The following is a 14,046-nucleotide window of genomic DNA, read 5'->3' on the forward strand; positions in this document are numbered from 1 at the left end:
AATTTGCATCAGGAGGGTGGCACGATGAACTGGGACGACGCGCGAGTGTTTCTCGCGGTGGAGCGCGAAAAAACGCTCCGTGGCGCGGCCAGGACGCTCAATCTCGATCAAGCGACGGTCGGCAGACGCATTGCGGCACTGGAGCACGCGCTGCGTGCAACGCTCTTTCTGCGCACCTCTGAGGGTTACGTGTTGACCGCCGCAGGAGAGGCCGCGTTGAGATCAGCGGAGAAAATGGAACACTCCGCAAACGAACTCGTCAGACGAACTCAAGGCACGGATACACGGCTTGCGGGGGACGTAAGAGTCACCAGCACCGATTCGATCGCGCTCGAATTCCTGCTGCCCGCCATTGAACGCCTGCATGCCGCGCATCCCGAAGTGCGCGTCCTGCTGGACACGTCGACGCGCATGCTGAATCTGGCAAAGCGTGAAGCGGATATCGCGGTCCGCTCAGTCAGGCCGGAAAATCCCGATCTTGTCGCGCGGCGCCTGGTTCGCTGGCCCATGGCGCTGTTTGCATCGAAGGCATATCTTGAGCAGCACGGCAAGCCCGCCGCTGGCTCCGCATTCGAGGGCCACGATCTTGTCGTCTATCAGGGAAACTGGACCGGTAATCGATCACCGACATTGCCGACTCTTGCTGGCGAACCAATACACGCGGGGCGCATTGTTTCGACCTTCAATTCCAGCCTCATGCTGCGTACCGCGGTAAAGGCCGGTATCGGCATCGGCGAGCTTCCGATACATCTGGCTGAACACGACGGCCTCGTGCAGATATGGCCGGAACCCGCACGTGGGGCGGTCTACGAAATCTGGCTCGTCACGCATCAAGACCTTCGGCATACCGCGCGCATCGCGGCAATGATCGACGGTATCGTCTCCGCGTTCGAAGATCACCCCAATCACACAAAATAATAGAGCACGACTTAGCTGCTGCTGCGGCCGCTGCGTGTCGTGTTACATGCCAGCGGGCGCCCGTGGATTATCGGCTTTGGGAGGCCTGGGCGCGTTGCAGCCACTCGCTGTTATGTTCGCGAGCGTGGCGTGGCCAATGCCGGGCATCGTGCACGATCTCGGCATAAAGTTCGCGCGCACGTTGGCGGTCGGCCTCGTCGGGCTGCGCCGCTAGCCAATCGGCGTACAGGCAACGAGGTGCAGCGTCGCTTGCGCAGGTGAGCGCCATCTCGAACGCGGCGCGCGTGCCCGGTGCGCCAATCGTGGCCAAGGCCCGTGCATATAGCAAGGCAGGCTCCGGTTGCTGGCGGGCGAGGGGATTGGCAGCGAACAGTTTTTCCAGCGTGTCCTGCGTGGCCGTAGCATTGCCGTTGGCAAACTGCGCACGCGCCAGCCCTTGGAGTAAAGCCGGATCGGATGCGAACGGCCCACTGACCGCGGCTTGGTAATGCTCCAGGGCTTCGGCGGCATTTCCTGCATGGAGCAGCGCCGCACCCAGCCGCATGCGATGCGCGACGGTCGGCGCGCGATCGAAATCCGTACGCGCCTCGCGCACCGCCCGGTTGGGATCGACAAGCTGAGAGATGGCCCTCGTTGCCGCCCTTGCCCCACGCGACTGGCGAAGGGACGGCAAATAAATGACAAAGAAATAGACCGCGCTGCCAAGGCCAGGGAAAAGAAACAGGATCAGCATCCAGTACATGTTCTGCTGGGTGCGCACGGCATGCACGGCAAAGAACAGGGCGATGATGACGTAAAGGCTTATTCCGAATATGCGCATTGACGAGAAAGTCAGTTGTGGTGCGTTGCCAGCGGCACGTCAGCGAAACGGCAGAACGATATTGTGACAGAAGCGCGCTGCCATGCCTTGTAGCTCAGCGGGCCCCCCGGGCCCGCGTTATTTCCCGCGACCTGGCAGTTAGCTCGGGCCGCCAGACAGCGAATCGATCATCCGGTCAACACTATCGGACGGGTCGCCGGCCTTTCCTGCCATTCGACAGTAAGCCGTAATCCGCCCGCTGGAAGCCTCTTGCCGGTTGCTCACGACACTGTATTTGCGGATGTCAGCTTACGGCTGAGGCGACCGCGTGCTAGCGACCTCGAGAGCCGCGGCTGTCCAGATACAAAAAGCTTTGAAAGAGGACTATGATCGCCAAACTGGGCGGCCCTGATATTGAAATTGACGGAGGTTCGTTTGAGAGCGAAAACCAAATTCATCTTTTTCCCGGGCAACAATACTCCCAACTCAGTTCGAGCCGCAGTCGCGGTTTATTGGATTATGTTCTCAGTTTTTCTCGTCCGTTTCGGTCTTCAAGTGGGCGTTCCGCCTTTCAGTACTCGCCCGGAAGTGATAGGGGCGATCACGGTGTTTGGGCTGTTCTCGGCACTTTTGATCCTCGATGCATTCACCATCATGCGGATTTCGGCTGGAAAACTTTGGGCAAGAAACGTCGCACTTTTTTTGACGGCAATCGTCCTGATAATAAACCTCTATCGTCTGTTTACAGACGGGCTATCCGCCGAGCAGAACAACGTCGAGGGTTTAATAAACGCTGCTGCGGGAACTGTCGCCGGGTTATTTTTGCTTTCCCCGGAAAGCACCACATGGTTCAAATCAAAGATTAAATAACCCGACATACTTGAACGGACTTGGATTGGCCGCTTTGGGGTGGCCGGTGTCTGTCCGACGCGGTTGGCCGGGTTCGACATGCCTCATTCGAAATGGCTGCTTTCGAAATGCAAGGGCCACAAGGGTTTGCGATTCAATCAGCGTCAGGCGTTGATCAAGGAAACACCGGCACGTTCGAGAATATGTTGATTGCGCGTCGACAGGTTCGTAAATCGCAAACGCCTTCCGGCCTTTTGATAGCGGTCCTTCAGTGTTTCGAAAGCAACTATCGCCGAGTGGTCAGCCACGTGCAAATGCTGGCAATCAACAATGACTTCTTCAGCATCGGTTTGGGGATGGAAAAGGTCCTGGAAATTTGCGGTAGACGCGAAGAACAATGTGCCATGCAAAACATATGTTCGTGCACCATCATTGCTGGTTTTCATCTCGGCGCGTATTTCGCGTGCATGCTGCCAGGCGAAGTTCAATGCGGCTATGACGATGCCGCACAATACGGCAATTGCCAGGTCGGTAAAAACGGTAATGACCGTCACGGCGATGATCACCAGCGCGTCGTTGTGGGGAACTTTACCAAGCACCCGAAGCGATCCCCATGCAAAGGTCTGTTGGGCGACAACGAACATCACCCCGACCAGTGCGGCCAGGGGGATTCGTTCGATGAGCGGGGACAAGAAGAGGATGAACAGAAGGATCATGATGCCGCTCGTCGCTCCTGACAGGCGGCTGCGTCCGCCCGAACTCAGGTTGATCATGGTTTGACCGATCATCGCGCAACCGCCCATGCCGCCGAACAGGCCCGAAACCACATTTGAAATGCCGAGTGCGAGACACTCGCGATTTGGCCGTCCACTGGTCTCGGTGATCTCATCGGTAAGATTGAAAGTAAGCAGTGTTTCCAGTAAACCCACTATGGCCATCAGCAGGGCGTAGGGAAAGACAATCCGAAAAGTCTCGAAGTCAACCGGTATCTGCGGCAGGTGAAAGCTCGGGAAGGCGCCTGCGATATGCGCCATGTCGCCTAATGTCCGCGTGGGCAAATGCATTATCTGACTGAGCAATCCGACACTCACGATGGCGACAAGGGCCGGCGGTACGGCTCTGGTGATTCGAGGCAGAAGGTAGACAGTCAACATGGTCAGCGCAACCAATGCACACATGATCACCAGCGATGTCCCTTGCAGCCAACCCTCACCTTGGGGAGTAGCGCGCTTGAAATGCTCCAGTTGCGCCATGGCGATGATAATAGCCAGGCCGTTCACAAATCCGATCATCACCGGATGCGGCACCATCCGAATCAGCTTACCCAGACGCAATAGCCCGAAAAGCATCATCAGCGCACCGCTCAAGACGACGGTGGCGAGAAGGAATTGCGTGCCGTGCTCCACGACAAGCGCGACGATAACGACAGCCATCGAGCCGGCAGCGCCCGAGATCATTCCAGGCCTGCCACCAAAAATGGCGGTCAGTGTACAAATGATGAAGGCGCCGTAAAGTCCCATAAGAGGATTCACATGTGCGACCAACGCAAAGGCGATGCATTCGGGGACGAGGGCGAACGACGAGGTGAGGCCCGCAAGCACGTTAGCGGGGAGGGTCGATAGCCACTGCTCTCGGAGTGATTGAATCTTCATTAATTGTGTTCGCGGTCAAATAAAAAACACTGCGCCTGTGAATGGCGCGAGGTGCTGAATGTGGCGACTGGAAGCCCTCGGGCTCAAAGTGCGACAAGACGACAACGCAACGCTTCAAAGCATGGCGTCTGTAAAAGTCGACAGGTGAAGCGCGTTGTCTGGATATCGAACAAGCGAGTGCACCGATGCCCGAGAACCCTCAGGTGGGACGCCGTTATGAACGGTCGGGAGGTTCTCGGAAAGCTACATGGGTACGTTATGAATTGAAGTCGATGTAGACCCGTATGGCAGAATTCTCTCCCGGGCCGGTAGCTAGTTTATCGTAGTCCACGCGAGCGTATGAATTTCACTGATAATGTGGACGGACTCCACGTCTGCATGTCCGTGAGCGGCAGCGGATCGCAGCCTGACGACGGACCGTGTGCGCGGGCTCTCTCTGCGGTCCGGCACACGAGACCAATCCCGTCGGGATGTACCGAAAGGAAACGGGACGACTAACAGCGGAGATCTCTGCCGAGATACGCAGCGACCGCCCGCGTCAGCGCGACGCCCTGCAATTCCTCCGGCAATGCCAGATGCGCGGCGATGATCTCACGATTATCAAACCGCAGCTCGGGTATGCAATCGAGGTGCAGCTCAAAGAAATGCACCCGGTCTCTTCGCCCGTCCCAAATGCCGCAGGCGCTGCCTGCGGGCAGTAACGAGTACGACGAGAGACCAATCTCCTCCTCCATTTCGCGCTGTGCCGCTGCATCGGGCGTCTCACCGGGCCGGACACTACCGCCGGGAAAATTCCACTCGGACCGATACGATGATTTCACCGGTAACAGCGCCCGCCCGACGTAGATTGCTACGAGGGCCCCCTCATGGCGAGGCCGTCGAAGGTGCCACCAGGCGCGAGCGAGCCGGAATCCGAGGCGGAGCACCATGCGCCAGACAGTGTCGACAAGCGTAGCCGGTCGCGTTCGCTCAGGGCTCGGCATGAGGTCTCTTCTTTTCTTTCATGGTCAGAGGGTTTTCCGGGTCGCCGCGTTCATGTGGCATGGATCTCGCAAGGTTACGACGGGCGGGACGCGACCCTGAAGAGACATCTACGTTTCAGGGAGGCGGTCGTTCGAGTCTCCGCGATTTTCGCGCCGCTAGGTACAACGGCCAGATGCGGCAATCAGTGCCGCACCAATTTCGGAAGGACTACTCGTCGCTGGAATGACCACATCCTCAATTCCATCGCCGACGGAGCGGCTCCAACTGTCTAGCTTGTCGTGATGACTTGGAACAAAAACCAGTCGTTCTGCGGACCTTGCGATGCTGCAACTCTTCATATTTTTGAAGAGCGCGCGTCTTGTTTTATAGGCGAAACGATCCATCAGTGACTGCACCCACTCTGAGTATCGGGATTCAGCCGTCAGGCGCAAGGCGTTAGCCTCCGTGAGCGACAGGAATCGGCTTTCCGCCAGAGCCCCTTGAATTGCATTTCCGATTTCGACAGCTGAGGCATCCGCCGTTAACAGGCGTTCTGTTGCCATAGGCTCAGCCATTGCCAGTCGATACCCCGACTGAGGCACTATGCAGAGAAACTCTTCAGTCATCTTCGCCGTCAATCGACTCTTCCAGTTCGGTTCGCTGAGCATATTTACGGATATATTGGCTAATCGCACCGTCGAGCCAATGTTGGCACTAACAGATCGCAATTGTCGACGATTGTTGTTGAAACGTCGAGCTGCTGAAACTGACCACCCGCTGCCCATGCATGAGGGGCCGCTTCTCGTGGCACGTAAAGCGGTGATCTGCGGCAGGCGACCCGGAGCGTCCATCCATCGCTACAAAAAATGCACACATGACGCGCGTGATCAAATTGGAGTTGCTCCAATGCCGCTATCCATGTGCGTATTTTTCAAGTTCATGCAGCACGGATTGCCGCGCGGCTTGTTAGCGTCCGGGCTCACTCGCCTGGTGGCGAGCAAGCCTCAACCGCGGAGCGCCACAGTAACCACAACGAGCGCCGAGAAGATCAGCGCCGGGGCGAGATGCCCGAACGGCTCCCGGTTTCGTAGCAACGTGAAGAGCGCGGCGACCATGATCGCACCGGCCAGCGTCAGGCCCAGAACCCTGGTTTGTTGTCCAAAAAGAAGTGCCGCAGACAACAACTCAAGAGCGCCACAGAGCAAACGAAACCATGCCGGGTAACCCCAGCGCGCGAAGTCGCGCTTCACCGCGCCGAGTCCTGCGAGATTGACCATTCCGGCAACCGCGAACAGAACCGCGACGATCATCGCGGAAATCGACTCGAAAGATGCACTGTTCCACGCCATGGTCATGCTCCGTCGATTTGCTGAAAGTGCTTTGGTACGGAGAGGTCCGCAATCAGGCCGGGGCCATGGGGCTTCCACGCAAGAACTCGCCGGGCATGCTCGCCGCTTACTGTCTGATCGAGCGCCAGTGCGTCAGCGAACGGTCCAAGCGATTTGCGAGCATCGTCAAGCGGCCCGGGTTCGACGCGATCGGCGCCGACCGAGGCCCGAATTGCTTCACCCATTTCGGCAACGGCAACGGCATCTTCCGCGACCACGTTGAAGATCTGTCCCGCGACTCGATCGTCCCCACTTGCCGCCCGCTCCACCGCGCTCAGGTAGGCCGTGGCGAGATCATCGACGTGAACGGCAGGCCAATGGTTGCGACCATCGCCGACGACTCTCACACTGCCGGTCTGACGGACCATGCCGGCAAGCATGCCGAAGACGCCGCCGCCGTAGCCGTGCACCATCGCCGGCCTGAGGATCACTGCGGCAATCGAGTGGCGTGCTGCCAGCGCCAGCACCTGTTGCTCCACTGCGGGCCGCCAGGCGATGAGTGGTGTCGGGTTCAGCGCCGATGCTTCAGTCGCGGACTCCCCCTCCGTATTGCCGTAGACCCAGGTGCCCGACGTATAGACAAACGCCGCGTCCGGATGCAAATGCGAAAGCATCGCTACAGCCGCGGCCTCATCGGCAGCACCGGCGGAAGCATCGTTGGTCGAAGCGGTGTGCACCACACCATCAGCGGCACCGGCAGTCGCAGCGAAAGACTGTGGCTCGCGCAGGTCGCCGGAATGCAGTGCCACACCGAGACGTGCAAGCGCGATGGCAGCCGCCGAGTTGTCATCGCGCACCAGCGCCGTCACTTGATGGCCGAGGCTGATTGCCTTGCGCGCGACCGCTTGCCCGATGAAGCCAGTACCACCTGTAAGGAACAGTTTCAAAGCGTTCTCCAATGATTGGCTACGAAGTCGAATAGTCATACAAACGAGACTCATCAGTCTCGTTTCCGCAAATCTAAACGAGACTGACCAGTCTTGTCAACTACTCAACGATCTGTTATTTATCTTGCATGGATACTTCTTCTCTCCCCGGCCTGAGCCCGCTGCAATGCCGCAAGCGGTCTGCAATCCTCGACGGCGCGAAAACCGTTTTCTTACGTGAGGGTTTCGGTTTGGCGACGATGGACGATGTCGCCTCGGCCGCCGGCGTCGGTAAACAGACGGTCTACCGCCACTTCAAGTCGAAGGAGGCGCTCTTCGTGGGTCTGGTGAGCGCGATGTGCGCTGAGGTGGGCGAGCTGCTTGCCAGCGCTCAGGGCGAGCAAGCCGATGGCGCACCTGAAGTCGAGTTGCGCGAGTTGGGATGGTTGCTGGCACGAAGCCTTATTACGCCGGATTATCTGCGGCTTTACCGGGCTATCGTTGCTGAGGCCGAGCGTCTTCCGGAACTTGGCCAGGTGTTTTTCGAAAACGGTGCAAAGGTCGTGCGTGCCTTTGCCGCGAAAATTCTGCGAAAGCGTTTTGACGAATCGACTGCTGCATTGCGGGCAGCGACATTCGTTCAGTTGGTGCTGGGCGACGCGTATCTGGAACTGTCAATTGGCTTCACGGTGCCGGATGTCGACGCACGCTTTGCGCTGCAGATTGACGAGGCGGTAGAGGTTGCACTTCGCTGAGGAGCGCCGCGTAAGCTGTCGAGCCCTTGCATGCGGAACGCAACAGCGTGTGCGCGGGAAGCAGGACAGCCGGTCGGACGACGGAGTATTCGTCCGACCATGATCCACTCGACTTATTGCTTATCGTCCTTCGGTTGCGGCAGCGCCAGAGTCTCGCTCGGTGCCAGCAATCCCGTCTCCGAGTAGATCAGCAGCTTTGCGCGTGTATCGGTGATGTCCAGATTACGCATTGTCAGTTGGCCGATCCGATCGCGCGGCGAGAAGGGCGATTCAACCTTCTCCATTGACAGCCGCTCCGGCTGGTACGTCAGATTCGCCGACTTGGTGCTCAGGATCGAGTAGTCGTTGCCGCGGCGCAGTTCCATAGTGACCTCGCCCGTGATCGCGCGCGCCACCCAACGCTGTGCCGCTTCACGCAGCATGATCGCCTGCGGATCGAACCAGCGGCCTTGATACAGCAGACGGCCGAGACGCCGGCCATTCTCGCGGTATTGCTCGATGGTGTCTTCATTGTGGATGCCCGTGACAAGGCGTTCGTACGCGATATACAGCAGCGCGAGGCCGGGGGCTTCATAGATCCCGCGGCTCTTTGCCTCGATGATCCGATTCTCGATCTGGTCGCTCATGCCGAGCCCATGGCGCCCGCCGATGCGGTTCGCTTCCAGCAGCAGCTCGACGGCATCCGTGTACTGGACACCGTTCAGCGCGACCGGATGGCCTTCTTCGAAGCGGACCGTCACTTCTTCCTTCGCGACGGGCACATCGTCACGCCAGAACGCGACGCCCATGATGGGATTGACGATCTTGATGCCGCTTTCGAGGCTCTCGAGGTCCTTTGCTTCATGCGTCGCACCCAGCAAGTTCGAATCAGTGGAATAGGCCTTCTCCGCCGACATCTTGTAATCGAACCCCGACTGGCGCATGAACTCCGACATTTCTGCGCGGCCGCCCAGCTCGTCGATGAACGACTGGTCGAGCCACGGCTTATAGATTTTCAGATCCGGATTCATCAGCAGGCCGTACCGGTAGAAACGCTCGATGTCGTTGCCCTTGTACGTGCTGCCGTCGCCCCAGATGTTGACGCCGTCTTCCTTCATCGCGGCAACCAGCATGGTGCCGGTCACGGCGCGGCCGATCGGAGTCGTATTGAAGTAGGTTACCCCGGCTGTCGAGATGTGGAACGCGCTGGACTGCAGGGCGGCGATGCCCTCCGCGACGAGTTGGGCCCGGCAGTCGATGAGTCGCGCGCCTTCCGCGCCATACTGGATCGCCCGACGCGGAATGGACTCGTAGTCGTCTTCGTCGGGCTGGCCGAGGTTTGCCGTATACGCGTAAGGGACAGCGCCTTTGATCCGCATCCAGTGGAGTGCAGCGCTGGTGTCGAGTCCGCCGGAAAATGCAATACCTACTTTCTGGCCGATCGGAAGACTTTCGAGGATTGTGCTCATATGGAAAACCGGGAAGTTGAAAACCGTAAAGTCGGGTTAGAGAGAATACCGCACAGCGGCAAAAGTGCCAGAATTATGGCGTCATTCAGATCAAACGTCGCTCGATCCAGAACCGGGCGCAACGGGTTACCCGGATCGTAATACGCATGGACAGCGGAGCCGACTGGTCCCAGCCGATCACTCATTCACCGCGCGGGACAGATTGCTTGCGCCTTCGTTTTTCGCTGTACATTGCGGCGTCCGCCAACTCTAGCGCCTGATCGACGGACATCAGCCTGACGGCGATCACGCCAGCGCTCACGCCGGCGTATTCGACGCTCCTGCCGCCGAGCGTGTAGAGACCGCAAGTCACCTCGGAAGCACGTTTTTGCAATTGATCCGCTGCGCTGTGCGCCTTCTTTGCAGCGACAGGGCCAGGCCCGACCAGGGCGAATTCATCACCGCCAACCCGCGCCAGCATGTCCGTGTCGCGCGTAATTCCAGCGAGGCGTTGTGCACATTCGCTCAGGAAGCGATCACCCGCTACGTGCCCATATGAGTCGTTCACGCGCTTGAAGTCGTCGAGGTCGATCATTCCGACGATGACGTACGATCCGTCCCTCGCCGCTCGCGCCAATAGCCTGCCTAGCTCGTCATGCAGCGCCCGCCTGTTGGGCAAGCCGGTCAGGGAGTCAGTCAAAGCGAAGTTTGCGAGGTATTCGTTCGATCGCCTCAACTCGCCAACCAATCGTTCTCGCTCAACGTGCTGGCCGATCAGCTTCGAAAATACGTTTAAGGTGCTCAGCGCCTCCGGCCCAACCGTCTGGCTACGCTTGCTTGCGCCACACAAGGTCCCGATCACCGAGCCATTACTGGCGCGAATGGCCGCGCTGACATATGTCTGGATCCCGAGATCCCTGGCAGCTTGCGAATCGCCCCAAATCTCGCTTACGTTGGACGTAAACCGGCGTCCTTCTTCCAGGCAGCGCTTGCACAGGGTATCGGACCATGGAACGGACAGTCCCTCGGGGATAAAAAGTTCACCCGCGTTCCTGACATAGTCGACGGACTGCACCCCCGCCTCTTCATCGATAGAGGTCAGGTACAAGGACTCAAGGCCGCTGACCAGTTCGAGCATTTCCAGCAACGGCCTCGCGAGCTGCTCAAGGTTTTCAGCCGAGGCGACCGACTCCGACAGCCGTTCAAGCATCAACTCCATGTGGACCCCTGTTTTTATCTATTACAGTTTGTATTCTGGCACATTGGCGGTCACCATCGACGCGATTCCTCCGGCAGAACTTCCCGGCGGGCTCTGTGCACGGTGTTCGCGCGAGGGGTATGGAAGGCGGCGTGGGGATCCGTCGTGATTCTATTGATCGAGCACCGTGGTCGCGGGTGTGGCAGGTTGGTTGGGCTTGCGTTCATGGCCGGGAGTGCTTTGATCCGGCTTGAAATGTGGGTTTGCCGACCCCATTGATTAGCCGTGGCGCAGGGATGAAGCATTTGCATTCCATGCGCCATGTGCGTTAAGCGCCAGTCCGGATGCGTGGCGCTAACGGCGAGCTTACAAAGTTGCTTGACCAAGAACCCGGGCGGACCTTGACGACTTTAATTACCTTAAGGACCTTAAGGATCGCCCCGACAAGGAATGAGGTGTCAATGAAAGTGAAAATCGCAATGCTGGCCGTCGCGCTTTCAGCAGCCAGCTTCGCTGCCCAGGTTCAGGCTGCAGGATGCCTGAAGGGCGCTGTCGTGGGCGGCGTGGCCGGTCACTATGTCGGTAAAGGCCATGCAGTGCTGGGCGCAGCCGGAGGGTGCATCGTGGGTCACCACATGGCGAGCAAGAAAGCCAGGGAAGACGCGTTGGCACGCGAGCATGCACAACAAGGCATTGCCGGAACGTCAGGGACCTGAGCATAGCTAAGTATCACTAAGCGTCGTTACGCTTGCTCCACCCAAAAGCGAGAATGGTGCTTAGCGGCGTCGCGCTGCATACCGACGCGCAGAGCTGCCCAGGCATAGGCAGGTCAAAGACATGCCAGGGTTCGCCTCCGGTCACGCTGACCAAAGCCGGGGCGGGTTCACTGGACGCAAGGTTGGAATGATCGATAGCCGTGCGATGTCCGGCCGCGCTAAGCAAGCTGTTGTCGCGCGCCCGCTGCTTGCTGAAGAGCAGGTTATCCGGGGGCGGTGAGATCTGGCTCGATACCCCGCCTTCCGGCGGGGTATCGTCGTCGGCCGCCATCTTGTACGAAGGCAGCGACGTTCCCAAACCCACGTAACTTGCGCTGATGCCAAGCATGATCCACACGCCGGCATAGGCTATGTCGGCACATAAAACAGCATCCCCTGCAGGGTCTTGCGCAAACATCCGGCCCCGCGCGTCGTCGCGCAGATCGACTGCATCGGGCTGGCATCCGAGCATCCGGGCCACTGCCAGCCGCAGCACCGCCCGGCTCGATATATACCGGTACCGCAACGCGGGACTCGGCAACAACGCCGCTCGCCGGGTTTCGTCCTGCGTCAGCCAACGCGCCGAATCGTGCGCACTCACTCGCTGCCATTGACTGCGGAACCGGAACACGAAAATCTCGCCCGGTGCCGGCGTACACGGACTGAGCGACAGCGTTTCGTTCATGCGAAGCGGCAGGAACTGCGGCGGTGTTTCGTCATCGCCGGGCTGGGCCGGGGTATCGAGGTCATCGATAAAATCCCGCCGCGATGTCTGCTTCGATGTCTGCGTCAGCAAGCTCTCAGTCAATAAACCCGTGGGCATGGTAAGTACCGTTTCAGAGCGAGAGGGCATGGGGCGGGCAGGCAAGATGCGGCCACGCTGGAGCGGCCCGCCGAATGGCAAGCGCCGGCCGTCCTCTCAAGCCGATGAGGAATAGGAGCACGAACGAACGCGGCGTGGGCGCCGCTGTTTGCATCGTGCAAATTCTGTCTGCCATGCCTTAAACGGTGGCTTCGAGCCACTCGGTCACATAGCGGTCGCTGGACGGCCGCTCGACCGCACGCACGCCGTCAGGCGGCGTGCCGACAAACAGGAATCCAAGCAGCCGGTCACGTTCCTCCAGCCCGAGCGCGCGATGCATTTGCGGCTCGTAACTATCCGCTCCGGTCGCCCAGAAACCACCAAAACCGAGCGCATGAATTGCGTTCAGCATGTTCATGGCCGCAGCGCCAACGGAGAGCAACTGCTCAACTTCAGGCACCTTCGTCTCGCGTGCCAGCGACGCCACCAGCGCAATCACGACAGGCGCCGCGAGCGCACGGCGGCCGCGATGTTCATGCGCCGAACGCGGTTCGCCGGGCGAGCGGGCAGAGGCGAGGTCTACCAGCAACTCGCCGAGTTTCAGCCGCGCGTTACCGCGGATCAGGATAAAGCGCCACGGCCGCAATGCGCCGTGGTCGGGCGCGCGCAGGGCGGCATCGAAAATCTGTTGAAGCTGGGAATCGTCCGGCGCGGGCTCGGCCAGCGGCCAGTACGACTGGCGTGTCATCAACACGTTCAGGGCGTCGACACCGACGCCGGGGTTCATTGTTTCCATCGGAAGGTCCGGGCTTTCTCAAAGTATCCATGATCGCGAAATTCTCGCCGTATTGCAAATGATTCTCAATAACTTGATTTTGTCATGGCAGATGCCTATGCTTCGGTCCTGTTCACAATTTTTAAAACTTGCCGTCGATGACCCCCGTGCCGATCCCGATCCCGATCCCGACCGCCGGACGCTGGCCCGCCGATGTCGGCTTATGGCGCGTGGAACTCGACCTGGGGATCGATCCGGCGGGCGCGTGCGGCTACCTTGCCGCGAGCGAGATCGAGCGGATGGGGCGTTACGTGCAGCAGGCCGACCGGGTGCGTTTCGCCGTTGCGCGCTCCGTCTTGCGGGGAATTCTGGGCGCGCGTCTGGACTGCGATCCGGCGCAACTGGCGTTCGAAGTGGGTCCGTTCGGGCGGCCGTCGCTGGTCGCGCATCCCGGGGTGTCGTTCAACGTGTCGCATTCGGGCGAGCGTGTCCTGGTGGCTGTATCGGCGCTCAGGACGGTGGGTGTGGACATTGAGGCGATCGATCCGGCTCTCGACTGGCGCGCGTTGCTCGACCTGGTTTGCGCGCCGGAAGAGGCGCGGTGGATAGGGTCCACAGGCGAGTTTTATCGCTGCTGGACGGTGAAAGAGGCGCTGTTGAAGGCGACTGGCAAGGGTATTGGCGCCGGGCTGAAATCCATCGATGTGACGAGCGACGTGATCATCGACTCGACAAGCGCGAAGCTTCCGCCAAAGCTGCGCTTTATCTGTCTCGACGAACTGGACGGCTACTCGGGCGCGCTCGCGTTCGGGTGATGAGGGCCGCTGAGCCTGCCACCCTCACGCTGACAAGAGATATCTGCATCACACGGTTTAAACTGTAATAATATTCATTCTCAT

General features: G+C 59.4%; 15 protein-coding genes. 5 read left to right on the forward strand and 10 right to left on the reverse strand.

Annotated elements, in window-relative coordinates; all coding sequences use genetic code 11:
- The first annotated feature begins 24 nt into the window (after positions 1-24).
- Positions 25-918, forward strand: coding sequence for a LysR family transcriptional regulator (locus tag ABH944_RS29575; RefSeq protein ID WP_404610817.1), 894 nt, complete (start codon positions 25-27; stop codon positions 916-918).
- Positions 919-985: 67 nt separating this feature from the next.
- On the opposite strand, the gene ABH944_RS29580 is transcribed toward ABH944_RS29575, so the two are convergent.
- Positions 986-1,738, reverse strand: a complete 753-nt coding sequence (locus ABH944_RS29580; RefSeq protein ID WP_404610818.1) for a hypothetical protein — start codon at positions 1,736-1,738, stop codon at positions 986-988.
- A 414-nt stretch (positions 1,739-2,152) separates the two neighbouring features.
- On the opposite strand from ABH944_RS29580, the gene ABH944_RS29585 reads away from it, so the two are divergent.
- Entirely contained in the window at positions 2,153-2,587 is a 435-nt protein-coding gene (locus ABH944_RS29585; RefSeq protein WP_404610819.1) for a hypothetical protein, read from the forward strand.
- Between the two features lie 143 nt (positions 2,588-2,730).
- Here ABH944_RS29585 and ABH944_RS29590 read toward each other — a convergent pair whose 3' ends face one another.
- The 5 genes from ABH944_RS29590 to ABH944_RS29610 all read right to left on the reverse strand — a co-directional run bounded on the left by ABH944_RS29590 (position 2,731) and on the right by ABH944_RS29610 (position 7,456).
- Positions 2,731-4,218, reverse strand: coding sequence for a SulP family inorganic anion transporter (locus tag ABH944_RS29590; protein ID WP_404610820.1), 1,488 nt, complete (start codon positions 4,216-4,218; stop codon positions 2,731-2,733).
- Positions 4,219-4,712: 494 nt separating this feature from the next.
- A complete protein-coding gene (locus ABH944_RS29595) occupies positions 4,713-5,201 on the reverse strand; it encodes an NUDIX domain-containing protein (protein WP_404610821.1) in 489 nt (162 codons plus the stop codon).
- A gap of 156 nt (positions 5,202-5,357) precedes the next feature.
- Positions 5,358-5,819, reverse strand: a complete 462-nt coding sequence (locus ABH944_RS29600) for a contact-dependent growth inhibition system immunity protein (RefSeq protein WP_404659574.1) — start codon at positions 5,817-5,819, stop codon at positions 5,358-5,360.
- A 366-nt stretch (positions 5,820-6,185) separates the two neighbouring features.
- Entirely contained in the window at positions 6,186-6,530 is a 345-nt protein-coding gene (locus ABH944_RS29605; RefSeq protein ID WP_404610823.1) for a DoxX family protein, read from the reverse strand.
- A gap of 2 nt (positions 6,531-6,532) precedes the next feature.
- Positions 6,533-7,456, reverse strand: coding sequence for an NAD-dependent epimerase/dehydratase family protein (locus tag ABH944_RS29610; RefSeq protein WP_404610824.1), 924 nt, complete (start codon positions 7,454-7,456; stop codon positions 6,533-6,535).
- A gap of 128 nt (positions 7,457-7,584) precedes the next feature.
- Between ABH944_RS29610 and ABH944_RS29615 the strand changes: the two genes are divergently transcribed.
- Positions 7,585-8,190 (forward strand): TetR/AcrR family transcriptional regulator, encoded by a 606-nt coding sequence (locus ABH944_RS29615; protein ID WP_404610825.1) that lies wholly within the window; start codon positions 7,585-7,587, stop codon positions 8,188-8,190.
- Between the two features lie 113 nt (positions 8,191-8,303).
- Here ABH944_RS29615 and argG read toward each other — a convergent pair whose 3' ends face one another.
- Both argG and ABH944_RS29625 read right to left on the reverse strand, forming a co-directional pair.
- Positions 8,304-9,638 (reverse strand): argininosuccinate synthase, encoded by a 1,335-nt coding sequence (argG, locus tag ABH944_RS29620; protein WP_404610826.1) that lies wholly within the window; start codon positions 9,636-9,638, stop codon positions 8,304-8,306.
- A gap of 181 nt (positions 9,639-9,819) precedes the next feature.
- On the reverse strand, positions 9,820-10,836 hold the full coding sequence (locus ABH944_RS29625; protein ID WP_404610827.1) for a GGDEF domain-containing protein: 1,017 nt from the start codon (positions 10,834-10,836) through the stop codon (positions 9,820-9,822).
- A gap of 440 nt (positions 10,837-11,276) precedes the next feature.
- Between ABH944_RS29625 and ABH944_RS29630 the strand changes: the two genes are divergently transcribed.
- On the forward strand, positions 11,277-11,531 hold the full coding sequence (locus tag ABH944_RS29630; protein ID WP_404610828.1) for a hypothetical protein: 255 nt from the start codon (positions 11,277-11,279) through the stop codon (positions 11,529-11,531).
- A 16-nt stretch (positions 11,532-11,547) separates the two neighbouring features.
- On the opposite strand, the gene ABH944_RS29635 is transcribed toward ABH944_RS29630, so the two are convergent.
- Both ABH944_RS29635 and ABH944_RS29640 read right to left on the reverse strand, forming a co-directional pair.
- A complete protein-coding gene (locus ABH944_RS29635; RefSeq protein WP_404610829.1) occupies positions 11,548-12,393 on the reverse strand; it encodes a hypothetical protein in 846 nt (281 codons plus the stop codon).
- 178 nt (positions 12,394-12,571) lie between these two features.
- Positions 12,572-13,168: a nitroreductase family protein gene (locus tag ABH944_RS29640; RefSeq protein ID WP_404610830.1), complete on the reverse strand. Its 597-nt coding sequence runs from the start codon at positions 13,166-13,168 to the stop codon at positions 12,572-12,574.
- 146 nt (positions 13,169-13,314) lie between these two features.
- On the opposite strand from ABH944_RS29640, the gene ABH944_RS29645 reads away from it, so the two are divergent.
- The gene (locus tag ABH944_RS29645) at positions 13,315-13,962 is read left to right on the forward strand and encodes a 4'-phosphopantetheinyl transferase family protein (RefSeq protein ID WP_404610831.1); all 648 of its coding nucleotides are present in this window, start codon (positions 13,315-13,317) and stop codon (positions 13,960-13,962) included.
- The last annotated feature ends 84 nt before the right edge of the window (positions 13,963-14,046 follow it).

It is taken from the genome of Caballeronia udeis, assembly GCF_044909315.1.
Lineage (GTDB): Bacteria > Pseudomonadota > Gammaproteobacteria > Burkholderiales > Burkholderiaceae > Caballeronia > Caballeronia udeis_A.

Excerpts from the sequence above, each read along its gene's own strand:
- ABH944_RS29575 (WP_404610817.1), top strand. The coding sequence starts at position 25 with ATGAACTGGGACGACGCGCGAGTGTTTCTCGCGGTGGAGCGCGAAAAA.
- ABH944_RS29580 (WP_404610818.1), bottom strand. The coding sequence starts at position 1,738 with ATGCGCATATTCGGAATAAGCCTTTACGTCATCATCGCCCTGTTCTTT.
- ABH944_RS29590 (WP_404610820.1), bottom strand. The coding sequence starts at position 4,218 with ATGAAGATTCAATCACTCCGAGAGCAGTGGCTATCGACCCTCCCCGCT.
- ABH944_RS29595 (WP_404610821.1), bottom strand. The coding sequence starts at position 5,201 with ATGCCGAGCCCTGAGCGAACGCGACCGGCTACGCTTGTCGACACTGTC.
- ABH944_RS29605 (WP_404610823.1), bottom strand. The coding sequence starts at position 6,530 with ATGGCGTGGAACAGTGCATCTTTCGAGTCGATTTCCGCGATGATCGTC.
- ABH944_RS29615 (WP_404610825.1), top strand. The coding sequence starts at position 7,585 with ATGGATACTTCTTCTCTCCCCGGCCTGAGCCCGCTGCAATGCCGCAAG.
- argG (WP_404610826.1), bottom strand. The coding sequence starts at position 9,638 with ATGAGCACAATCCTCGAAAGTCTTCCGATCGGCCAGAAAGTAGGTATT.
- ABH944_RS29625 (WP_404610827.1), bottom strand. The coding sequence starts at position 10,836 with ATGGAGTTGATGCTTGAACGGCTGTCGGAGTCGGTCGCCTCGGCTGAA.
- ABH944_RS29630 (WP_404610828.1), top strand. The coding sequence starts at position 11,277 with ATGAAAGTGAAAATCGCAATGCTGGCCGTCGCGCTTTCAGCAGCCAGC.
- ABH944_RS29635 (WP_404610829.1), bottom strand. The coding sequence starts at position 12,393 with ATGCCCACGGGTTTATTGACTGAGAGCTTGCTGACGCAGACATCGAAG.
- ABH944_RS29640 (WP_404610830.1), bottom strand. The coding sequence starts at position 13,168 with ATGGAAACAATGAACCCCGGCGTCGGTGTCGACGCCCTGAACGTGTTG.